The sequence below is a fragment of the Nocardioides lianchengensis genome, assembly GCF_900101465.1.
Classification (GTDB): domain Bacteria; phylum Actinomycetota; class Actinomycetes; order Propionibacteriales; family Nocardioidaceae; genus Nocardioides; species Nocardioides lianchengensis.
Genome location: NZ_FMZM01000006.1, coordinates 316,920 through 338,460, shown reverse-complemented (window position 1 = coordinate 338,460; position 21,541 = coordinate 316,920). Strand labels below are relative to the sequence as shown.

The following is a 21,541-nucleotide window of genomic DNA, read 5'->3' as shown; positions in this document are numbered from 1 at the left end:
GAGGGGTTCGCGCTGGCTGACCTGGTTCGTTCGAACGAGGCGGGTCCCGAGGCCAGCATCGAGATGGCGGAGCGTCTGGAGTACCTGCAGGCCGCGATCGTGGAGTTGCCCGAGCGGCTGCGTGCGGTGGTCGAGGGCTACTTCCTGGAGGAGCGGCCGATGGCCGAGCTGGCTGCTGAGCTGGAGGTGACCGAGTCGCGGATCTCGCAGATGCGGGCCGAGGCGCTGGTGCTGCTGAAGGACGCGCTGAACGCGGCGCTGGACCCCGAGCTCCTGACCCCGCACGCGCGTCCGGGTGGTGTCGTGGCCCGTCGTCGTGACGCCTACGTCGCCGCGGTCGCGGCCCGTCAGGTCTCGGTACGTCGTACCACCACCCTGCGCTCCACCGCCCTCGCCGGCTGACCCAGCGCCCGCACCGGCCCTCAGTGGAACCTCAAGGTCCGCGGGGGAGTTGTTGAGGAATTCTTGGCCCGGCCCCGGGTCGATGCTGAGGCTGCTCGACTTCCATGGTCCTCATGACGGACCAGGACCAGCTCGTCGCCCAGCACCAGGACCTCGCGGCCGCCCAGGTGCGACGTGTGCTCGCCCGGGTGCCGTCGCACGTCGACCGGCACGCGCTCCACGCCACCGCTGAGGCCGCCCTCGCGACCGCCGCGGGCACCTTCTGCCCGCGCCCCGGCATCGCCTTCGGGGCGCACGCGGCCGCCACCATCGGCCCGGCGCTCCGCGACCTGCTCCGCTCGCTGCCCGCCGTGCCACCGTCGCCCGAGGTCTCCGGACGCCTGCGGATCCTGGAGGCCGCGATCCTCGACCTGCCCGAGCTGTCGCGGGCGGTCGTGACGTCGTCCTTCCTCCGGTCGCGGCCGGTCGCCGCGATCGCCCACGACCTGGGCATCGGCGAGGACACGGTTCGGTCTCTCGTCACGGCCCTGGTGACGTTGCACGAGGTGGTCAATGCGACCCTCCGATCCGGACCCTCGCCGCGTCGGCGCGTTCCTCTACGCACGCACATCCGGGTCGTGCGTCGTACGACGACCGCACGCTTCGAGTACCCGGCGCACCGACGGTGAGCCGGCGGGGGAGCGGGACGTCCACGCGGATGCGGGCCCCGCGCGTAAGGGAACCGTGGCGCGTGCGTCTCTTCCCTGTGGAGACCACGAGACCTGCGCGATCCGACCTCACCGGCAGTGCGACGAGGGCCTTCGTGCTCGGCCTGCCAGCAGCGGACCGGCTCGCCCTCGTGGACCTGCTGCGCGATGAGCTGGCGCGCGGCTGGATCCCGACGCGGGCCGACCTGGAGGCCGCGCTGATCGCCGTTCGCGCACGTGATGCGTGATGCGTGATGCCGCGTCTGCTACGATCGAGGGGTGCGTACGACTCTCAGCATCGACGACCGGGTGCTGGCCGCCGCCCGCAGTCGGGCGCGGCGCGAGGGAATTTCGCTGGGTGAGGCGGTGTCACGGCTCGCGCTGATCGGCTACGAGGCCGAACGGGTCGCGGCGCGGTCGACCGCGGGCGGATTTCCGATGCTGCCCTCCGTCGAGGGTCATGTGATCACGACGAAGCTGGTCGACGACGCGCTCGATGTCGAGTAGCTCCCGCCTAGCGATCCCGGACGTCAACGTCCTGGTCGCGCTGACCAACCCGGCGCACGTGTTCCACACCGAGGCGCACCGGTGGCTGGGGGAGACCGAGCACTTCGCCACCACGCCGGTCACCGAGAGCGCACTGGTGCGGCTGTTGCTGAACCCGCGGGTCACCGGGCAGTCGGTCACGGCGGAGCAGGCCCTGGGCGTGCTGGCCGGGATCCGCTCCGACACCCGCGCCGTCTTCCTCCTGGACGACACGAGCCTGGCCGACCTGGGCGTCGACGCGACCGGGCTCGTCGGCCACCAGCAGGTCACCGACTGGCACCTGCTCAACCTCGCGGTGCGCCACGACGCCGTCCTGGTCACCTTCGATCGCCGGCTCGCTCGCGCCGTTCTGCCCGAGGACGCCGACCGCCTCGTTCTGCTGGGGTAGGGCCTCGCCCGAAGCGTCCTCTTGATTACTTGACATAATGTCAGTTATCGGCGACTAATCACCGGGCGTCCACGAGAAGGGGCTTTTCTGTCGCTCTGCTTAATCGCAGACCGATGTGGCCGATGACGTTCGAAGCCGTCGACGACGGTTGGTCTCGGGTTCCGCTACCCACCGATTGGTCTTGCATGTCGTCCCTCAACCTCCAGTGGCGCGCCGCGATCGCGGCCGGCGCCGGTGTCGTGGTCATGCTCTCCGGCGCAGCCACGGCCACCGCGAGCGCCACGAGCGCCACCTCCAGCCACTCCCTGTCGGCCGCGCCCGGCGCTGTGCTGAGCTCGGTCACCACCCGCACGGACCGGGACTCGTCCTGGTTCGTCGACCCCCGCACCCCGAAGCAGCGCCGCGCGCAGCTCGCGGTCCCGAGCCGCCCCGAGAAGTACTCCGGGCGTCTCCGCGAGACCCGTGCGGTCTACCGCACTCGCGCCGGTGCCCTCGCGGTTCCGATGCGCTGGGCCCTGGGCCACCAGCTGGTCCGCGGCCAGGCGCTCACCCTCGACGGCCAAGGCCTCTTCGACGGCGGCTCCGCCGTCCTCACCTCCCAGGCCCGCGCACAGCTTCGCCGCGCCGCCGGCTCGCTCACCAATGCCGCGTCGATCCGGTGCGAGGGATACGCCGACTACGGCAGCACCAACGCCGACAGCCGCACCCTGTCCAAGGCCCGCGCGAAGCGTGTGTGCGCCACGATCGCCGACCTCAACCCCGGGCTGGCCACCACCGCCGTCAGCTACGGCTCCACCCGCCCCGCGATCGTCGGCGGCAAGCCGGCACAGCGTGACGCGAACCGCCGCGTGGTCATCCAGATGACCAGCACCCGACCCACCAAGCCCACCCCTCCTGTCGGCCCGAGCAAGCCCGACGCGAAGGTCCCCGGCGCACCCACCCTGGTCGACATGACGGCCTACGAAGGCGTCGTTCACTACTCCTTCAAGGCGCCGACCACCGACGGCGGAGCACCCATCACCGGCTACCAGGTCTCGACCGGCGGCGCCTGGTCCTCCGTCAACTCCGCGCCCTCGCGACGTGCCACGCTGCTGCGGGAGCCGTGCAACGACTGCGAGAACCTGATCTACGGCTACCTCACCGGTGTCCCGGACGAGTCGACCGTCGACCTGCGCGTGCGCGCCGTCAACCGCATCGGCGCCGGCGCGCCGTCCAACACCCTCTCGGCGACCGTCATCGGACTGCCCTCCGCGCCCACCGGCCTGACGGTCACCGGCGACGACCACGCCATCATCACGACGTTCGATGCGCCCACCCGGACCGGTGGCACCCCGATCTACGGCTACGAGATCACCTACGACGGCGGCCTGTCCTGGGCCCCGGCTCCGACCATCGGCGCCGGTCCCTGGACGATCACCAGTGGTGACCGCACCAACGGCACCACCTACCAGGTCGCCGTCCGCGCCCTCAACGGCCGCGGCTACGGTCCGGCGACCACCGCGACCGAGGTCCTGGTGGCCACCGTCCCCGACGCCCCCTGGCTGGACCAGCCGGTCGACGTCTACGACACCGACCCGGTACTCACCTTCACCAGCCCCGAGCTCGACGAAGGCACCGACGGCGGATCGCCGATCACCGGCTACGAGATCACCTACGACGGCGGCCTGACCTGGTCGACCTTCCTCTACACGGCCGACCCCGAGCAGGACGGCGCGTTCAGCTTCAGCCTGTCCGACCTCACGCCTGGCACGACGTACAAGGTCACCATCCGCGCGGTCAACGCCAAGGGCAACGGCGCCATGAGCAAGACCCGCACCCTCAAGCCCGCGGTCATTCCCGGCGCGCCGCCCGAGGTCAGCGCCAGCGCCGACGGCACCACGGTCACCCTGTCCGTCGCCGCTCCCACCTTTGACGGCGGCAACGCGATCACCGCCTACGAGGTATCCCCCGACGGCCTCACCTGGACCAGCTACGCGCCGGCCACGACCATCACGCTGACCAACCAGCCTGCCGGGACGCGCAGCTACCAGGTCCGTGCCGTGAACCAGGTTGGCCACTCCGCTGCCACGCAGTCGGACAGCGTCACGATCACCGTCGTGGTCCCGAACGCCCCGACGATCACTAACTATGGCTACTACGGAGCGGGCCAGCAGGTAGCGGTCAGCTTCACCGCCGGCAGCACCAATGGCGCCACCGTGACCGGCTACCAGATGTCCGTGGCGGGTGGCCCCTGGCTGCCGTCGGCCTCGGTCATCAACGGCAATCAGGCCATGTTCGACTGCCCCAGCATGAGCTGCGGCTGGAACTACGGCTCCTCGGTGCGCCTGCGCGCTGTCACCGACGCCGGGGCCTTCTCCGACCCCAGTGTCCCCTACGCGAGTAACCCGATCTGAGCCCAACCCGGCCCAGATCGAATCACCAGCGCGCACGGCGCCGGCACCCACCACGGGAGCCGGCGCCGTGCGCCGTCCACGAGTGCCGTTCGCTCAGCGGTGCCGCCGCGGGTGGAGAGATTCGCCGTCGTCGGAGGGCGGTGAGCCGTCCACCGTCTGCCGCGAGGTTTCGGTGGGGTGCTCACCGCCGAGCCTTAGTGACAGATGCTCTGATGGGTCCGTGATGGAAGTCCTCGACCACGCCCCGGCGGCCTGGTACCTGCTGCGTGACGGCGACGCCCTGCTGCTCGACGTGAACTGCAACCACGGCGCCTTCGGCTACTCAGTGTTGATCGAGCTGAACGGCGATGAACGCGCCCGTTGGGAGCAGGCGGGTCGGGACTATCTCGACACCCTCAGTCACGAGATCCACTTCAGTGCTCCGGCCGCCAGCAATCCGCTGGTGGGCGAGCCGTCGCCGTACCGGGCTCGCGATCTCACTCGCACGCGCCGGGGCGAGGTGTCGGAGGCGGTACGGCGGTGGCGCGAGGCCGGCGGGACTCCGCCGCCTCGCGGTGCGAGGACCTAGGAGGAAGCGCCGACGGTGGGACCGGCCGATGGCCGACTCGTGGCGACACCCGCAGCGTGTTCTACCCGGTGCGAATAGGATGGGCCGCACCATGACGACTCCTGCCAAGACCTCCGACGTGACCGCCCCGGCCGCTGCGGCCTACGAGCCGGTCCCCGTGCTCGCTCCCTTCGGCTGGCTGCTCACCCTCAGCGCCGCCCTCCTCGTCGTCTTCTCGACCTGGTTCATCTACGGCCACGACGCCGACGGGATGTGGGCCGGATACCGCGGTGGCATGGTGGCCACCGCGGTGGTCCTCGCGACCTTCGCGCTGCGGACCCGGATGTCGCCGACCCCGGCGATCGGCGTCATCGGCCTGGGCGGTGCCCTGCTCATCCTCTTCGCGCTCGTGTACGACGACACCACCAGCATCTTCGTCACCGAGCTCGGCGGCGGCGTCCTGATCCTGCTCGGCGCGCTGCTCGTCGCGGCCGGCCGCCGCGAGTCCTAGGACTCCTGGCCGCGACCCGTCGCGGCCTGCAGCCGGTCGATGTGCTCGGAGGCCTGGGCCTTCGTGAGGTCGGCCGGCAGCGTTTCGCCGGCCTCGCGGGCCAGCGTGTCGAGGTAGCTCCGCTGGGCGCCGGTCATCGGCTCCTCCCCCGTGACCCAGTCCTCGGGGTCCTTCTCGGTGGTGTTGCCGGCGCCGGCGCCGATCACTTCGGCGGTGGGCTCGGTGGCATCGGTGTTCTCAGCATTGGTCGAATGTGCGTTCGAGTCGGTCATGAGGTCCTGGTACCCGCTCGGCCAGCGCCCACACGGGTGGTCGTCGGATGGCCCGTCGGGGTCATGACGACCACGGTCACCCGGGCCAACCTGATGGCCCACCCCGATGTTTCTGGTCCGTTCCGCGCAGGTTCAGCCCGTGGCGTCCGTACGTTCGGGTGAGAGCCGAACGGAGCGCACACGAGGGGGAGGAAGAGCCATGTGGGACACCGTCCAGTCCAACGACGAGCACCTGTCGCACGACCGTCCCTGCCCGCGCTGCGGCCACGGGATGCACACGTTCCTCGCGTGCGGCGACGCGTGCAGTTGCGAGCCGGTGGCAGCACCGGGGCAGCAGCACCGAGCTGCCTGAACCGCTAGCCGATCCCCGACACGTCGGCGACCTTCCGCAGCCGCGGACGTCGTACGTCGCCGTCCTCGGGGACCTCGCCGCACCACCAGCGCATCCGCAGGCCGTCGGGCAGCACCTCCAGGACTGCGAGGTTGTTGTCGTACCAGGGACCCTTGGTGACCCGCCAGCGCAGCGGCGAGCGCGGCATCCGCCCTCCCGTGAGCCGCCCCGTGGGTCGTGCGCGGCCCTTGCCGGCGATCGAGGTGGCCACCTTCATGAATCCCGGCAGCGGGTTGCGGATCGGCGAGCAGACTGCCTGCACGATCCGGGTCCGGAGGACGACGCCCTCCGCGGGGTCCGGCCAGGCCTCGGCGACGTAGCTGTGGTGGACATCGCCGGACAGGAAGGTCACCGTCTGCGGCGCCCGCCCACGGCGACCCGCGCCGACGTCGAGGACCATCCGGCCGACGCGGGCGAACCCGTCCTGGAACGCCGCCCAGTGCTCCAGGTCGGCGCCTTGGCGCACCTTCTCGCCGAGCGGCTTGAGGAACGCGCCGAAGCGACCGGTGGCGACGGCCTCGCTCAGCGACTCGACGTGGTGGATCGCCGGCGCCAGCAGGAACGGCAAAGACGTGCCGACGAGCAGGTGGTCGACATCGCCGCGCAACTGCGCGTCGAGCCAGTCCATCTCCGGCTCGTCGAGGATCGAACGCCGGTCGGGCTGCAGCACCCGCGCGGCCCGGGAGTCGACGACCACCAGCCGGGCCTGGGTGTCGAAGTCGCGCGAGAAGCTCCATCGGTAGCTGTCCGGACGCTGGTCGGCGTCGTCGGCCAGCCGGTCGAGCTCGTCGGTGATGTCCAGCTCCCCCGGCCCCTCGTAGGTCCGGATCCGCTGCCACAGCGGGTCCTCCGCCCGCTCGGCGGGGCTGAGGTTGCCGATGTGCTGGTAGACCCAGTACGACGCCAGCCCGGACACGACCCGCTCGTGCCACCAGTCGGTGGCCTCCATCTCGCGACGCCAGCTGAGGCTGGTGTTCCAGTCGTCGCGGATGTCGTGGTCGTCGAAGATCATCGCGCTCGGCAGCGTCGAGAGCAGCCACCGGTTCGCCGGGTCGCTCCACGCGAGCCGGTAGAGGTGGGCGTACTCCTCGTAGTCCTTAAGCTCGTGCCAGGGCGACTGCTCGGGATCGCGGCGCTGCTCGATGAACGCCTTCATCTCGTCGCTGGTGTCGTCGGCGTACACCTGGTCACCGAGGAAGAGCACCAGGTCGGGCCAGCCGTCGGCATCCCCGTCGCCGGTCAGGCCTGCCATGTGCAGCGCGTAGGCCCGCAGGGCGTCGACGCCGTGCGCGGCGTGCCCCTTCTCGTCGTGGGAGACGCTGACCCGGCAGGAGCCGAAGGCCATCCGCAGCGGCTTGCCGGGGCGCAGCGTGGCGATCACGGAGTCGCCGTACTCGCCGTCGGCGGGCGGCCACACACGTTCGCCGTCGACCGCGACGGAGTACGGCGTGTGACTGCCCGGCTCGAGGCCCTCGACCTCGACCAGGGCGTAGTGGTGGCCGTGCGCCGAGAACGTCGGCGCGGTGCCGGCCCGGTCGCCGGCAGTGACCACGACCGTGGCCGCTGCCTCGGTCTCGACCCAGACGGTGGCGGACGTGTCGTCGACGTGGCGCAGCAGCGGGCCGAGCCGCAGAGGGGAGGTCACGGCTCGATCAGTACCTTGATCGCCCGTCGTTCATCCATCGCCCGGTAGCCCTCGGCGACCTCGGCCAGCGGCAGCGTCAGGTCGAACACCTTCCCGGGGTCGATCCGGCCGTTGAGGACGAGCTCCAGCAGCTCGGGCAGGTAGCGCCGGACCGGCGCCATGCCGCCCGCGAGGCCGACGTTCTTGGCGAACATCGTGCGCACGGGCAGCTCCACGCCGTGCGGGACGCCGACGAACCCGACAGTCGACCCGGGGCGGGCCACCGCGAACGCGGTCTTCATCGAGGCGTCGGTGCCGACGCACTCCAGGACGGAGTCGGCCCCGACTCCCCCGGTGATCTCCTTGACGATCGCGCCGCCCTCGCGGCCGCGCTCGGCGACCACGTGAGTGGCGCCGAAGGCCCGGGCCAGCTCCTGGCGGGGCGCGTGGCGGGACATGACGATCACCTTCTCGGCACCCATCGTGGACGCCGCGAGCACCCCGCAGAGTCCGACGGCCCCGTCGCCGACGACCACGGCGGTGCCGCCCCGTCGTACGCCGGCCGCGACCGCGGCGTGCCACCCGGTCGGCATCACGTCGGACAGCGCGAGCAGAGACGGGACCAGGGCCGCATCGGGTACGCCGTCGGTCTTCACGAGGCTGCCCTCGGCCTGGGTGACCCGGGCGTACTCGGCCTGACCGCTGGTGGTCATCCCGAGATTGACGCAGGCGCTCTGGATCCCGGCCCGGCAGTGGGCGCAGGTGTTGTCGCAGTGGTCGAACGGCACGACGACGAAGTCGCCGGGACGGAACGACGTGACGTCGGCACCGACCTCCTCGACGATGCCGACGCACTCGTGGCCGATCGTGTGGCCGGGCGTGATGTCGTTCTCGCCTCGGTAGGGCCACAGGTCCGAGCCGCAGATGCAGCCGGCGGTGACGCGGACGATCGCGTCGGTGGGCGCCTCGATGGTGGGGTCGGGGACCTCCGACACGCGGATGTCCCCGGGGGCGTGCAGGGTGGTGGCTCGCATGGTGGCATCCTTGCAGGAGCTTCCCACTCCCCCTCCGCAGCGCCCTTTCCGCCCGCGGCGCGCCCGGGTCACGCACATTGTTGCGTTATCTCACATGTGAGTTACCGTGGTCGACATGACCGAGGGATACAAGGGCCGCATCGGGAACCTCATCCGCGACGCTCGCAAGCACCGGGGGCTGACGCAGCAGCAGCTCGCCGAGCTGCTCGCCACCAGCCAGAGCGCCATCAACCGGATCGAGAAGGGCCACCAGAATCTCTCCCTGGAGATGCTGGCGCGCATCGGCGCCGCACTCGACTCCGAGATCGTCGCCCTGGGCGCCGGCCCGACCCACCTGCGGGTGACCGGCCCGACGACGCTCTCCGGCACCATCGACGTGAAGACCTCCAAGAACGCCGGCGTCGCGCTGCTCTGCGCCTCGCTGCTCAACCGGGGGCGGACCACGCTGCGCAAGGTGGCCCGCATCGAGGAGGTCAACCGGTTGCTGGAGGTGCTCGGCAGCCTGGGCGTGCAGACCAAGTGGCTGAACGCCGACAACGACCTCGAGATCATCCCGCCACGTGACCTCGACCTGGACCACATCGACGAGGCCGCGGCCCGTCGTACGCGCTCGGTGATCATGTTCCTCGGCCCGCTGCTCCACCGCGCCGACACCTTCGAGCTCCCGTACGCCGGCGGCTGCAACCTGGGCACCCGCACGGTCGAGCCGCACATGGCGGCGCTGCGACCGTTCGGGCTGGAGGTCAAGGCGACCGACGGGATGTACCACGCGCAGGTCAACCGGGCCATCGAGCCGGGCCGACCGATCGTGCTGACCGAGCGTGGCGACACCGTCACCGAGAACGCCCTGATGGCCGCCGCGCTGCACCCCGGCACGACCGTCATCCGCAACGCCTCGTCCAACTACATGGTCCAGGACCTGTGCTTCTACCTGCAGCGCCTCGGCGTCACGGTCGACGGCATCGGCACCACCACCCTCACCGTCACCGGGGTCGAGCAGATCGACGTCGACGTCGACTACGCGCCCAGCGAGGACCCGATCGAGGCGATGTCGCTGCTCGCGGCCGCGATCGTGACCAAGTCCGAGATCACCATCCGCCGGGTCCCGATCGAGTTCCTCGAGATCGAGCTCGCGCTGCTGGAGGAGATGGGCTTCCAGTACCACCGCTCCGACGAGTACGTCGCCGAGAACGGCCACACCCGCCTGGTCGACCTCACCACGAAGCCGTCCCAGCTGCACGCGCCGCTCGACAAGATCCACCCGATGCCGTTCCCGGGCCTCAACATCGACAACCTGCCGTTCTTCGCGGTCATCGCCGCGGTCGCCGAGGGCCAGACCCTGCTGCACGACTGGGTCTACGAGAACCGGGCCATCTACCTCACCGACCTCAACAAGCTCGGCGGACAGGTCAAGCTGCTCGACCCGCACCGGGTGATGATCGAGGGTCCGACGTCGTTCACCGGCACCGAGCTGGTCTGCCCGCCGGCGCTGCGCCCGGCCGTGGTGATCCTGCTGGCCATGCTGGCCTCGAAGGGGACCTCGGTGCTGCGCGGCACCTACGTCATCCACCGCGGTTACGAAGACCTCGCCGAGCGGCTCAACCTGCTCGGCGCCCAGATCGAGCCCTTCCGCGACATCTGAGCGCGCGTCGTCCCCCCGAGCTTGCTCGGGGGGACGACGAGTCGCGCGCCAGGTCGAGTAGCCCCGCGGCTGAGGAACGAAGCCGCGACGGGCGTATCGAGACCGTGATCCGGGGTCTCGATACGCTCGCTGGCGCTCGCTACTCGACCAACGAGGGGTGGCGCTCGCTACTCGACCAACGAGTGGCATGCTCCCGCTACTCGACCTGGTGCGTCCATCCGCGCCTGAGCGGGCTCAGGCGCGGCGCGCTCAGAACAGCGTCTCCACCCAGGCCCGGGCGGGAAGTCGCGTGGGCGGTGGGGCCGCCTCCATGTCCGGAGTGATCCGGGGCATCGGGGCGGTGTGTTGGCCGGCGTACCGGTGCCAGTCGGTCTCGGCCTCCACCAACGCGCCGAGCGCGGCCTGCGGGAGGAACACGCCGTGCCCCTCCGGGCACTGCTGGACGGACGCGGCGCCGGCGGGGGTCTCCACCATTCCGGTGCCGCACTGGGGGCAGCTCATCGTCATGCCCCGACGGTAGACCCGATCCCTGTGCGGCTCCTGAATGCTCGCCGTGAGGCGCGCCGACGCCGACCGGACCGCAAACGGCCCCCCGGAGGCCGCGGACGTGGATACTGCTCGCGTGACCACGCCGCGCACCGGGTTCGGCTACCTCGACGCCGTTCTCGACCGGCCGGGGAGCGCCCTGGCCCTCGCCCACCGGGGCGGGGCTTACCACCCCGAGATCGAGGGGCTCGAGAACACCCTCGCCGCGTTCAAGCACGCGGCGTCCCTGGGGTACGAGTACCTCGAGACCGACGTCCACGTGACTCGTGACGGGGTGCTGCTCGCCTTCCACGACGCGGTGCTCGACCGGGTGACCGACCGACAGGGCGCCATCGCCGCGCTCACGTACGCCGAGGTGCGCGGCGCGCACGTCGCCGGGCGTGAGGAGGTCCCGACCCTGGCCCGGCTCTTCGACGAGTTCCCCACGGCCCGCTTCAACATCGATCTCAAGTCGGAGGGCGCCGTCCCGGCGCTGGCGGAGTTCATCGCCGCGCGCGAGGCGTGGGACCGGGTGCTGGTCGGCTCGTTCTCGCCGCGCCGGCTGCAGCTGTTCCGCCGCCTCACCGGCGGCCGCGTGCCGACCTCGGCCCACCCGCTCGAGGTCGTCGCGTTCCGGCTGCTGCCGTCCGGCCGGCTCGCGGACCTGCTCACCCGCGGCCGCGTCGCGGCGCTGCAGATCCCCCGCCGCCGGCGCCGCGCGGTCATCACGACCCGGGGCCTGGTCCGTCGGGCGCACGCCGCCGGCAAGCACGTCCACGTGTGGACCGTGGACGACCCGGCCGAGATGAGGGAGCTGCTCGACCTCGGGGTCGACGGGCTGTTCACCGACCGCACCGACGTGCTCAAGGCCGTGCTCACCGAGCGCGGACAGTGGAGGGGATGACGCGATGACGACCACCGACCCGAGCGGGCCGACCACCGAGCGGGCGCGCGAGCAGCGCGCCTGGTACTGGTACGACTGGGCCAACAGCGCCTACGTCACCACGATCGCCGCGGTGCTGTTCGCGCCGTACCTCACCTCGGTCGCGGAGAAGGCCGCCTGCGGCTTCGTCACCGACGAGGACAAGGGGCTGAAGTGCACCGACGACCTGTCGATCCTCGGGCTCGACGTCTCCCCCGGCTCCCTGGTCTTCTACATCGTCACGGTCAGCACCCTGATCTCGGCCGTGGTGCTCCCGGTCGTCGGGGCGATCGCCGACCGCTCCTCGCAGAAGACGACGCTGATGGCCCGGTTCGCCTGGGCCGGCAGCCTCTTCGCGATGTGCATGTTCTTCGTCACCGGCAGCAACTGGCAGCTCGGCGCCGCCCTGCTCGTCGCGGCGACGCTCTGCCTCGGCTCCAGCCTCGTCGTGTACGACGCGATCCTGTGCGACATCGCCGAGCCGCACGAGCGTGACCGCGTCTCGTCGCGCGGCTGGGCCATGGGCTACCTGGGCGGCGGCATCCTGCTGGCCCTCAACTTCGGTCTGCTGTCGGTCGTCGACGACACCGCGCTCGCCGTCCGGATCAGCCTGCTCAGTGCCGGCATCTGGTGGGCGGCCTTCACGATCATCCCGTTCCGCGGAGTCCGCAACCGTCCGGCCACCAACCTCGTCCCCGAGGACGGCAGCCTCGTCCGTCAGTCGTTCGGGCAGCTCTGGCACACGCTGAAGGACCTGCGCGGCTACCCCGTCACGCTGACCTTCCTGATCGGCTACCTCTTCTACAACGACGGCATCCAGACGGTGATCTACGCCGCGTCCGTGTACGGCGAGAAGCAGCTCGGCTTCGAGGCGAGCACGGTCCTCTCGGCGTTCCTCGTCGTCCAGTTCGTCGGCATCGCGGGGGCTCTGCTGTTCGGGCGGATCGCGCAGAAGCGCGGGGCGCATGCCACGATCCTCGGCGGCCTCGTCATCTGGATCGTCGTGGTGGTCCTCGGCTACTTCACCCCCGCCGACAACTTCGCCCTCTTCCTGGCCCTGGCCGCAGGCATCGGCCTGGTCCTCGGCGGCACCCAGGCGCTCAGCCGCTCGTTCTTCAGCCAGCTCATCCCCCGCGGGCGCGAGGCGGAGTACTTCTCGCTCTATCAGGCCTGCGAACGCGGGACGAGCTGGGTCGGCACCCTCATCTTCGGCCTCGTCCACCAGTGGACCGATTCCTACCGGCCGGCCCTGCTGGCGCTGATCGCCCTGTTCGTCATCGGCTTCTTCTTCCTCTACCGCGTCGACACCGCGCGCGGCATCCGCGAGGCCGGCAACGAGGTCCCTGCGGTCGTCTAGACGCCTCGGTTGGCCGGGCGTCCGGCCGGGTACCTGAGAGGAAGCCGAGAATCGCCGATTGTTGGAATCTCGGACCGCTCAGTACCGTTGAAGACTTCTGAGGGGCACCATCCAGGTCCTCTCGGTCAGTCGTCCACGGGGGACAGAAAACGGAGGTGCCTCATGGCGGAGCGCACATTGCGCGGTGCCCGACTCGGAGGCCAGAGCTTCGAGGACGAGCGCGGGATCGAGTTCGCGGCTCGTCAGCAGGTCGGTTACCGGTGCCCGCAGGGGCACGAGTTCGAGATCACCATGTCGGTCGAGGCCGACGTCCCGGCCATTTGGGAGTGCCCGCGCTGCGGTGCTGAGAGCCTCAGCACCTCGGGCATCCAGCCGGAGGCGAAGAACGAGAAGCCGGCTCGCACCCACTGGGACATGCTGCTGGAGCGCCGTTCCGAGAAGGAGCTCGAGGACATCCTCAAGGAGCGCCTGGAGCTGCTGCGCGGCGGCGAGATCGGGCCGGCACACCTGCACCGGGCCAACGCGAAGAAGCGCAAGGCGACCGCCTGAGCCAGCCCTCGCGGGCGCTCAGGAGTCGTCGACGACCTCGCCCCGGACCACGGACCCATCGGGTCCAGGTCCGGGGCGACGTGCGTTCCGGGGCGCGGCGACGAGTCGGGCCGTGACCACGCGGGTCAGCAGGCCGCGGAACGCCGGCCGGGTGAACGGCAGGATGAGCAGGATGCCGAAGGCATCGGTGACGAATCCCGGGCTCAGCATGAGCGTGCCGCCGACCAGGATGAGACCGCCGTCGGCGAGCTCGCGCGCCGGCATCCGGCCGCTCTCGAGGGCACTGCGCAGCGCTGCGAACGCGCGCCCGCCCTCGCGGCGGATCAGCCAGGTGCCGAAGATGCTGTCCAGCACCAGCAGCAGGATCGTCCACCAGGGCCCGATGACCTGTCCGACCTGGATCAGGACGTAGATCTCGGCCAGGGGGACGACCACGAAGAGGACGAAGAGCACCCAGCGGGTGCTGCGGCGGCGTGGGCTCACGAGCGACTCCTCCAGGACCGGTCCCGCCAGGCCCGTCGTACCTGGTCGCGGCGCTCGCGCAGGCCCCACCAGGTGATCCGCTTCAGCGACTCGGTGGCCACCGCGCCGCTCATCTTCGAGTCGCCGCGCTCGCGCTCGACGAACTCGATCGGCACCTCGCGCACCGTCAGCCCGGCGTTCAGGGTCCGCGCGACCATGTCGGTCTGGAAGACGTAGCCGGTCGAGCGCACCGAGTCGAGGTCGATCTTCTCCAGGGTGCCGCGCCGGAACAGCCGGAACCCGGCGGTGGCGTCGCGGACCCGGATGCCGAGCAGCAGCCGCACGTAGAGGTTGCCGCCACGCGAGAGCAGCTCCCGGGAGCGCGGCCAGTTGACCACCGAGCCCCCGGGCACGTACCGCGAGCCGATCACCAGGTCGGCGTCGGCCAGAGCGTCGAGCAGCAGGCCCAGCTGCTCGGGCTGGTGGGAGCCGTCGGCGTCCATCTCGCCGATGACGTCGTACCCCTCGGCGAGGGCGTGGGCGAAGCCGTGCCGGTACGCCGCCCCGAGCCCGCCCTTGGCGGTGCGGTGCAGGACCTTGACGTGATCATCGGCCGCGGCGAGCCCGTCGGCGATCCGGCCGGTCCCGTCCGGGGAGTCGTCGTCGACGACGAGGACGTCGACCTCGGGCTGCGCGCGGCGCAGCCGGTCGACGATCCAGGCCAGGTTGGCCGCCTCGTCGTACGTCGGGACCACGACCACGACACGTCCCAGCTCGGAGTGGGGTGTGGTGCTCACGCGGGAAGCCTCATTCCTGCTTCGTCTCCTGCAGCCGGGGTCCGTCCGGACCGGGTTCAACGGGTCGCGGAAGTGTCCGCCTTCGACGATACGTGAGCATGGCGAGGACGAGACCGGCCAGTGTCGCGGCGATGCACAGTCGCGCCACCCAGGGGCCGACCCGGATCCCGGGCGGTACGTCGTCGACCAGCCCGACCTCCTCGACGAGCACCGCTGTGGTGCGCGGGTCGGCCGTCGCTACCACGGTCCCGTCGGGGGCGACGATCCCGCTGAGCCCGTTGGTCGAGGCCACCGTCAGCCACCGGCCGGTCTCGATCGCGCGGAGCCGGGTGATCGCGAACTGCTGGTCGATCTGGTCGCTGCCCATGAAGGAGGCGTTGCTCGTCTGCACCACCATCAGCTCGGCCCCGCGGGCCAGCTGGGCCTGGATGCCGCCGTCGTAGGCGACGTCGAAGCAGATGGCGTCGGCGATCCGCACGCCGGCGACCGTGAGCGGCTCCTCGCGGGTCCCGCGGAGCATGTCGCGGCCGATGCTGGACAGGTCGCCGATGTTGTAGTCGAGGTACTTCCGGAAGGGGATGTACTCGCCCCAGGGCACCGGGTTCTGCTTCGTGTACCGCTCCCCTGCGCCCGTGACCGGGTCCCACACGATGCCCTGGTTGAGCACGTGGCCGGGGTCGCCGTCGACGATCGCCCCGACCAGCACCGGGACGTCGACCGCGGCGACGGCCTCGCGGATCCCGTCGCCGATCACCTGCCGGTTGAAGGGGTCCGAGGCGGTCGAGTTCTCGGGCCAGACCACGAAGTCGGGCGCCGGCACGTCGCCGGCCCGTACGTCGTCCGCGAGGTCCACGGTGGCGCGGACGTGGTTCTCGGTGACGCCGTCGGGGTCGTAGAGGATGTCGTTGCCGGGCCCCGGCACGTCACCCTGCACGACGGCGACCGTCGTGGAGCCCACCTCGTCCGGGGTGTACGACGCCAGCGCGGGCACCGCCAGCACCGCGACGAGCGCCGCGACCGCGCCCAGCGCGAACCGGCGCTCACGACCCTGGGCGACCACCAACCAGGCCAGCAGCGCCCCGGCCAGGGCCAGCAGCGCGGTGACGCCGACCATGCCGACGTACGGGAGCGAGGCGGCGACCGGGGTGTCGACGGTGGCGAACGCCAGCCGGCCCCAGGGCATCCCACTGAAGGGCCAGCCGCTGCGCAGCACCTCGACGGCGACCCAGGCTGCGGTGACCCACAGCGGCCACCAGCGCCGAGCGCCGAGGACGGCGACGACCGCGCCCAGGACGCCGTAGAAGAAGGCCTCGATGCCGGCCAGGGCGAGCCACGCAGGCAGGGCCACCACGTGCATCCACCAGATGTGCACGTAGTAGAAGGAGACGCCGAAGACCAGGCCGACCCACCAGCCCTGGCGGGCCCGGAGGCCGCGCACGGAGAGGAAGAAGCCGGCGACCGCGAACGGCAGCACGATCGGGGCGGCGACCGGTTCGAAGGCCAGGGAGAGGACCACTCCGGCGACGAGGGCCAGCAGGATCCGCTTCAGCACAGGCGACAACGTAGTCGAGCCACGGTTGCAGAGCTCCGGAAGGACCCCGAAACCCTTCGGACCAACCTGAGAATGACCGGCTGCCGAGCCCGGGTTGTTGTCTAGGGGGTGCGGGGTCCTTCCGTGTCCGCCCTCGCGGAGCGGACCGACCTCCGCGAACAGCGTCGGACGGGTGATTGGCACCCCACCCTCCGACACGGCCACTCGGACGTCGGTCCGCCAGGCCACGATCTGCATGAGCGGACGGCACACAGTCGCGTCTCGCGGGGCGGCCTGTCAACATGGCCCTGACCTGCACGAACGCACGTCCTCGCAGGTCAGCGCCGTGTGATGTTCACCAGAATTTCGCCGATTCTCCAGACCACCTCGGCGTGTCGCGCATCCTTGCTCGCGATCGCGTGTAAAGGCTGCTAGCCGAGGCGGGCCCGCTGTCGCACCCGACCGCGCGCGGCGTACCGTCTGCGTGCCGCGCGGCGCACCTGGCTGCCGGCGGCTCTGACCCGGAAGGAGCGGCCCGTGGCGGTCGACTACACCCGCGACGGCGAGGTGGCCCTGATCCACCTGGACCGGCCCGAGCGGCTGAACGCGGTGGTGCCCGCCCTGACCGACGGCCTGGCCGCGGGGCTGCGCCGGGCCGCCGCGGAGGGGGCCCGCGCCGTGGTGCTCGCCGGCCGCGGCCGGTCGTTCTGCGCCGGACACGACCTGAAGGAGCCCGAGCCGGTCGAGTCTCCGCTGGAGACGCGGGCCCGCCTCGAGGCCATCCAGGACGTCACGCGGCTGATCCGCTCGTTCCCCGGCCCGGTCGTCGCGGCCGTGCACGGTCACGCGCTCGGGGCCGGCTGCGAGTTCGCGCTGGCCTGCGACGTGGTCGTCGCGACCGCGGACGCCCAGTTCGGGTTCCCCGAGGTCGAGGTCGGGCTCAGCGTCACCGGGGGGATCTCCCGACTGCTGCCGGCCCTGGTCGGGTGGGCCCGCGCGAAGGAGCTGATGCTGCTCGGCGAGCGGATCACCGGCGCGCGGGCGGGCGAGATCGGGATGGTCGCGCGCGTCGTACCGCCCGGAGAGCACGAGACGGCCGCCCTCGAGATCGCGCACCGGGTGGCCGCACGCCCGGCGCTCTCGGTCTCCCTGGCGAAGCGGGTGCTCGACGAGGGGCTCGACGCGAGCTTCGAGGAGGCACTCGGCCGGGAGGTCGACCACGCGCTGCTGACGTCGCTCTCCGGGGAGGGCGACGCGCCCCGGGAGGCCTTCGGTCGTGGCTGAGAAGGACCTCGTCTCCGTCCTGGAAGCGGCGGCGCGCTACCGCGCCGACCGGGTCGCCTGGACCTTCGACCTCGGCGACGGGCCGGCCGAGCGACTCACGTACGCCGACGTCGGGGCGCGCTCCGCGTCGTACGCCGAGGCGCTGCGGGAGCGCGGGATCGGCCCGGGCGACCGGGTGGCGGTGCTGCTCGGCAACCGAGCGGAGATGCCGCTGGTCTGGTTCGCGCTGATGCGGCTCGGGGCCGCGATGGTGCCGCTGAACGTGCGCTACGGCCCGGTCGACACCGAGCACGTGCTGCGTGACTCCGGTGCCCGGCTGGTGGTGACGACGGCGGAGCACGCCCGGGTGCTCGAGGCGGTCGGCGACCTGCCGGACGTCGTACGGGTCGAGGAGCTGGTCGCCGACGGCACCTGGGAGCAGGGGCCGGTCGACCCCGACGCGGTCGTCAACGTGCAGTACACGTCGGGCACGACCGGGCGTCCGAAGGGCTGCCTGCTCACCCATCGCTACTGGACGACCCTCGCCGGGTCGATGGTCGCGGAGTTCCCGCACGTGTCCGCCGAGGACGTGATGCTGACCGCCCAGCCGTTCCACTACGTCGACCCGCAGTGGAACGTCGTCACGGCGCTCGTCGCCGGCGCCCAGCTGGTCGCGCTCGACGGGTTCCACCCGTCGACGTTCTGGGCCAAGGTGCGCGAGCACGAGGTCACCTACTTCTACTGCCTGGCCGCGATGCCGACCCTGCTGCTGCGGATGCCGCCGGACCCGCTGGACCGGGTGCACCGCGTGCGCGCCGTCCAGTGCTCGGCGATCCCCACGGCGCTGCACGCCGAGCTCGAGGACCGGTGGGGCGTGCCGTGGTTCGAGGCCTTCGGGATGACCGAGACCGGCGCCGACATCCGGGTCGGGTCCGACGACCACGACGTGCTGGTCGGGTCCGGCTGCCTGGGCCGGCCGGCAGCGCACCGTGAGGTGCGGCTGGTCGACGGCGAGCTGTGGCTGCGTGGACCGGGCATGATGCTGGGCTACCTCGGTCACGAGTCGCCCTTCCGCGAGGACGGCTGGTTCCCGACCGGTGACCTGGCCCGGCTCGACGACGCGGGTCGCGTCTACCTCACCGGGCGGCTCAAGGACATGATCCGGCGCAGCGGCGAGAACATCGCCGCCCGCGAGGTCGAGGACGTGCTGCTGACCCACCCGTCGGTGCGGCTGGCCGCGGTCGTCGGCGTACCCGACGAGATCCGTGGCGAGGAGGTCAAGGCGTACGTCGTGGCGCCCGGCTCGTCGTCCGACGAGCTCGACGCGTGGTGCCGCGACCGGCTCGCCGGCTTCAAGGTGCCCCGGTTCTGGGAGTTCCGCGACGACCTCCCGCTGACCGCGTCGCACCGCGTGGAGAAGGCCAAGCTGTGAGCCTCCAGGCCGACCTGCTGCTCACGAACGCGCGGGTGCGCACGCTCGAGGGCGCGGGGCGGGCCGACGTGGCCGGCGCCGTGGCCGTCCTGAACGGCCGCGTCGTGGCGCTCGAGGACGTGCCCGCCCGACGGGTGATCGACCTGGACGGCGCGGTGGTCGCGCCGGGCTTCCACGACGCCCACAACCACATGGCGTGGTACGGCCTGTCCCTGGCCGAGGTCGACCTGCGCGTCCCCTCCCTCGAGGCCCTGTACGACGCCGTCGCGGCCCGGGCGGCCACCACCGCGCCGGGCGCGTGGGTGGTCGGGGCCGGCTACGACGAGAACAAGCTCGGAGCGCATCCGAGCCGGGAGGCCCTCGACCGGGCCGCCGGGGGCCTCCCGGTCTGGCTCAAGCACACCTCCGGGCACATGTGCACCGTCAACAGCGCGGTGCTGACCGAGCTTGGCCTGGCCGACGCCCCCGTCGACGTGCCCGGCGGGCTGGTCGTCGTGGACGGCGAGGGGCGCCCCACGGGGTTGCTCCAGGAGCAGGCCCAGGGCCTGCTGTCGCGGCTGGTCCTCCCCTACCCCGTGGCCACCCTCGTGGACGCCATCGAGTGCGCGGGACGGGCCTACCTCGCCCAGGGGATCACCAGCGTGGTCGAGGCCGGGATCGGGGGCGGCTGGATCGGCAAGAGCCCGGTCGAGGTGGCGGCCTACCAGCAGGCCCGCGACACCGGCCGACTCCCGGTGCGTGTCGAGCTCATGGTGGCCGCTGACGCGCTGCGCACGTTGAGCGCCCACGAGGACGACGGGATCGTGCGCGGCCTCGACCTCGGGATCCGCACCGGCCTCGGCGACGACCGGCTGCGGATCGGGCCGGTGAAGGTCTTCTCCGACGGCTCGCTGATCGGTCACACGTGTGCGCTGACCGAGGACTTCGCCGACACCCCCGGGTCCCGCGGCTACCTCCAGGACGACGCGGCCGCGCTGACCCGGACCATTCTCGACGCGCACCGCTCCGGCTGGCGGGTCGCCGCCCACGCGATCGGCGACGCCGCGATCGACCTCGTCCTCGACGCGTACGACGAGGCGCAGCGCCGTTGGCCGCGACCCGACGTCCGGCACCGGGTGGAGCACTTCGGCGTCTCGCGACCCGACCAGGTGCTCCGCGCGGCGGCGCTGGGCGTCGTCCCGGTCCCCCAGGGCCGCTTCGTGGGCGAGATCGGCGACGGGATGCTCCGGGCGCTCGGTCCTGACCGCGCCGGCTGGGCCTACCGCTACCGGTCGCTGCTCGACGCCGGCATCACCCCACCCGGCAGCTCGGACCGGCCGGTGGTCGACGGGGCGCCGCTGCTCGGCCTCCACGACATGGTGAACCGGCGGACCGACTCAGGGGCCGCCTGCGGGCCCCAGGAGGCGATCACCGGGCTCGAGGCGCTGACGGCGTACACCCGGGGCTCGGCGTACGCCTCGCACCAGGAGCATGACCGGGGCACCGTGGCGCTCGGCAAGCGCGCCGACCTGGTGGTCCTCTCCGACGACCCGGCGACGGTCGACCCCACGACCATCCGCGAGATCGAGGTGCTCGGCACGGTGCTGGGCGGAGAGGTGGTGCACGGATGAGCGCTCTCCCCGGCCTGGTCTCCGCCGCGACCCTGCCCGACGCCGAGCTCGAGGCCGTCCGCGCGATCTACGAGTCGGCGTTCCCCGAGGAGCTGACCGTCCCGTTCGCCGACCTGCTGGCCGACCGGCTGCTGGTGCGGGTCGAGCACGACGGGCCCAGCGGCTTCGCGCTGGTCCGCGACCTCGGCCCGACCGGGTGGACGTTCCTGCGCTACTACGCCGTCGGCCGGCGCGGCCGCGGCATCGGCTCGTCGATGTGGGCCGACCTGACCGGGCTGCTCGCCGCGGAGGGCCGCACCCGGCTGGTCTGGGACGTCGAGGACCCCGACGAGCCCGGCCTCCCCGACCACGCGGTCGACGAGCACCGCAGACGGATCGCCTTCTACGAGCGGCTCGGCGGCCGGCTGCTGCCCGTGCGCGAGTACCTCCCGCCGCACGACGACGGCCACGCACCCGCTCTGCGGCTGATGGACCAGCCGCTGCGGCCCGACCTCCCCGAGGTCGAGCTTCGGGCGCTGGTGGAGGGCGTCTACGAGCGGCGGTACGGCCTGCCCGCAGACTCCCCCGCCGTACGGCGGACGCTGCGCGCGAGCGGTCTCTGACAGGAGATCCTGCGGCGTTGCGTTCGTCTCGGCGCAAGATTTGTGTCACCCTGGG

Annotated in this window: 23 protein-coding genes; 16 read left to right on the top strand and 7 right to left on the bottom strand. The window is 71.7% G+C overall.

The features are described 5' to 3' along the window. The 8 genes from BLT76_RS13310 to BLT76_RS13280 all read left to right on the top strand — a co-directional run. Positions 1-402 (top strand): sigma-70 family RNA polymerase sigma factor (locus tag BLT76_RS13310; RefSeq protein ID WP_280139643.1); only part of this gene is annotated, 402 nt, incomplete at its 5' end. A gap of 113 nt (positions 403-515) precedes the next feature. Continuing rightward, entirely contained in the window at positions 516-1,070 is a 555-nt protein-coding gene (locus BLT76_RS13305) for a sigma-70 RNA polymerase sigma factor region 4 domain-containing protein (protein ID WP_139175524.1), read from the top strand. A gap of 134 nt (positions 1,071-1,204) precedes the next feature. Then, positions 1,205-1,336 carry a hypothetical protein gene (locus tag BLT76_RS26590; RefSeq protein ID WP_257024078.1) on the top strand — a complete coding sequence of 44 codons (132 nt, stop codon included), beginning with the start codon at positions 1,205-1,207 and terminating at the stop codon, positions 1,334-1,336. A 31-nt stretch (positions 1,337-1,367) separates the two neighbouring features. After that, positions 1,368-1,595 carry a hypothetical protein gene (locus tag BLT76_RS25405; RefSeq protein ID WP_139175522.1) on the top strand — a complete coding sequence of 76 codons (228 nt, stop codon included), beginning with the start codon at positions 1,368-1,370 and terminating at the stop codon, positions 1,593-1,595. Next, positions 1,585-2,022 (top strand): TA system VapC family ribonuclease toxin, encoded by a 438-nt coding sequence (locus BLT76_RS13295; RefSeq protein WP_090856568.1) that lies wholly within the window; start codon positions 1,585-1,587, stop codon positions 2,020-2,022. Before BLT76_RS25405 ends, BLT76_RS13295 begins: the two co-directional genes overlap by 11 nt. A gap of 185 nt (positions 2,023-2,207) precedes the next feature. Continuing rightward, positions 2,208-4,415, top strand: coding sequence for a fibronectin type III domain-containing protein (locus tag BLT76_RS13290; RefSeq protein WP_170867046.1), 2,208 nt, complete (start codon positions 2,208-2,210; stop codon positions 4,413-4,415). A 223-nt stretch (positions 4,416-4,638) separates the two neighbouring features. Further along, positions 4,639-4,983 carry a hypothetical protein gene (locus BLT76_RS13285; protein WP_139175520.1) on the top strand — a complete coding sequence of 115 codons (345 nt, stop codon included), beginning with the start codon at positions 4,639-4,641 and terminating at the stop codon, positions 4,981-4,983. A gap of 91 nt (positions 4,984-5,074) precedes the next feature. Then, positions 5,075-5,473 carry a hypothetical protein gene (locus BLT76_RS13280; protein WP_090856558.1) on the top strand — a complete coding sequence of 133 codons (399 nt, stop codon included), beginning with the start codon at positions 5,075-5,077 and terminating at the stop codon, positions 5,471-5,473. On the opposite strand, the gene BLT76_RS13275 is transcribed toward BLT76_RS13280, so the two are convergent. The 3 genes from BLT76_RS13275 to BLT76_RS13265 form a co-directional block, all read right to left on the bottom strand. After that, entirely contained in the window at positions 5,470-5,745 is a 276-nt protein-coding gene (locus BLT76_RS13275) for a DUF3072 domain-containing protein (RefSeq protein WP_090856555.1), read from the bottom strand. The genes BLT76_RS13280 and BLT76_RS13275 overlap by 4 nt on opposite strands. 356 nt (positions 5,746-6,101) lie before the next feature. After that, the gene (locus tag BLT76_RS13270) at positions 6,102-7,781 is read right to left on the bottom strand and encodes an alkaline phosphatase D family protein (RefSeq protein ID WP_090856553.1); all 1,680 of its coding nucleotides are present in this window, start codon (positions 7,779-7,781) and stop codon (positions 6,102-6,104) included. Next, on the bottom strand, positions 7,778-8,794 hold the full coding sequence (locus tag BLT76_RS13265; RefSeq protein ID WP_090856551.1) for a zinc-dependent alcohol dehydrogenase family protein: 1,017 nt from the start codon (positions 8,792-8,794) through the stop codon (positions 7,778-7,780). Before BLT76_RS13265 ends, BLT76_RS13270 begins: the two co-directional genes overlap by 4 nt. A gap of 115 nt (positions 8,795-8,909) precedes the next feature. On the opposite strand from BLT76_RS13265, the gene BLT76_RS13260 reads away from it, so the two are divergent. Further along, on the top strand, positions 8,910-10,436 hold the full coding sequence (locus BLT76_RS13260; RefSeq protein ID WP_090856673.1) for a helix-turn-helix domain-containing protein: 1,527 nt from the start codon (positions 8,910-8,912) through the stop codon (positions 10,434-10,436). Between the two features lie 249 nt (positions 10,437-10,685). On the opposite strand, the gene BLT76_RS13255 is transcribed toward BLT76_RS13260, so the two are convergent. Next, entirely contained in the window at positions 10,686-10,943 is a 258-nt protein-coding gene (locus BLT76_RS13255; protein WP_090856548.1) for a zf-TFIIB domain-containing protein, read from the bottom strand. Between the two features lie 115 nt (positions 10,944-11,058). On the opposite strand from BLT76_RS13255, the gene BLT76_RS13250 reads away from it, so the two are divergent. The 3 genes from BLT76_RS13250 (at position 11,059) to BLT76_RS13240 (ending at position 13,789) form a co-directional block, all read left to right on the top strand. After that, positions 11,059-11,865 carry a glycerophosphodiester phosphodiesterase family protein gene (locus BLT76_RS13250; RefSeq protein ID WP_244509391.1) on the top strand — a complete coding sequence of 269 codons (807 nt, stop codon included), beginning with the start codon at positions 11,059-11,061 and terminating at the stop codon, positions 11,863-11,865. Positions 11,866-11,869: 4 nt separating this feature from the next. Continuing rightward, complete coding sequence (locus BLT76_RS13245; RefSeq protein WP_090856542.1) at positions 11,870-13,240, top strand: MFS transporter; 1,371 nt, start codon at positions 11,870-11,872, stop codon at positions 13,238-13,240. Between the two features lie 162 nt (positions 13,241-13,402). Continuing rightward, a complete protein-coding gene (locus tag BLT76_RS13240) occupies positions 13,403-13,789 on the top strand; it encodes an RNA polymerase-binding protein RbpA (RefSeq protein ID WP_090856539.1) in 387 nt (128 codons plus the stop codon). A gap of 18 nt (positions 13,790-13,807) precedes the next feature. Here BLT76_RS13240 and BLT76_RS13235 read toward each other — a convergent pair whose 3' ends face one another. From BLT76_RS13235 to lnt, 3 genes are read right to left on the bottom strand one after another with little or no spacing between them, the layout of a single operon-like run. Next, positions 13,808-14,272 carry an FxsA family protein gene (locus BLT76_RS13235; RefSeq protein ID WP_090856534.1) on the bottom strand — a complete coding sequence of 155 codons (465 nt, stop codon included), beginning with the start codon at positions 14,270-14,272 and terminating at the stop codon, positions 13,808-13,810. Then, entirely contained in the window at positions 14,269-15,048 is a 780-nt protein-coding gene (locus BLT76_RS13230; RefSeq protein WP_211752921.1) for a polyprenol monophosphomannose synthase, read from the bottom strand. Before BLT76_RS13230 ends, BLT76_RS13235 begins: the two co-directional genes overlap by 4 nt. A gap of 10 nt (positions 15,049-15,058) precedes the next feature. Beyond that, complete coding sequence (gene lnt, locus BLT76_RS13225) at positions 15,059-16,600, bottom strand: apolipoprotein N-acyltransferase (protein WP_244509390.1); 1,542 nt, start codon at positions 16,598-16,600, stop codon at positions 15,059-15,061. Positions 16,601-17,116: 516 nt separating this feature from the next. On the opposite strand from lnt, the gene BLT76_RS13220 reads away from it, so the two are divergent. Genes BLT76_RS13220 through BLT76_RS13205 form a run of 4 tightly spaced genes read left to right on the top strand, consistent with a single transcriptional unit; the run spans position 17,117 to position 21,486 of the window. Then, entirely contained in the window at positions 17,117-17,863 is a 747-nt protein-coding gene (locus BLT76_RS13220) for an enoyl-CoA hydratase/isomerase family protein (RefSeq protein WP_090856527.1), read from the top strand. Continuing rightward, a complete protein-coding gene (locus tag BLT76_RS13215; protein WP_090856524.1) occupies positions 17,856-19,274 on the top strand; it encodes an AMP-binding protein in 1,419 nt (472 codons plus the stop codon). Before BLT76_RS13220 ends, BLT76_RS13215 begins: the two co-directional genes overlap by 8 nt. Beyond that, positions 19,271-20,884, top strand: coding sequence for an amidohydrolase (locus tag BLT76_RS13210; RefSeq protein WP_090856521.1), 1,614 nt, complete (start codon positions 19,271-19,273; stop codon positions 20,882-20,884). Before BLT76_RS13215 ends, BLT76_RS13210 begins: the two co-directional genes overlap by 4 nt. Next, positions 20,881-21,486: a GNAT family N-acetyltransferase gene (locus BLT76_RS13205; RefSeq protein ID WP_090856518.1), complete on the top strand. Its 606-nt coding sequence runs from the start codon at positions 20,881-20,883 to the stop codon at positions 21,484-21,486. The genes BLT76_RS13210 and BLT76_RS13205 overlap by 4 nt, the downstream gene beginning before the upstream one ends. The last annotated feature ends 55 nt before the right edge of the window (positions 21,487-21,541 follow it).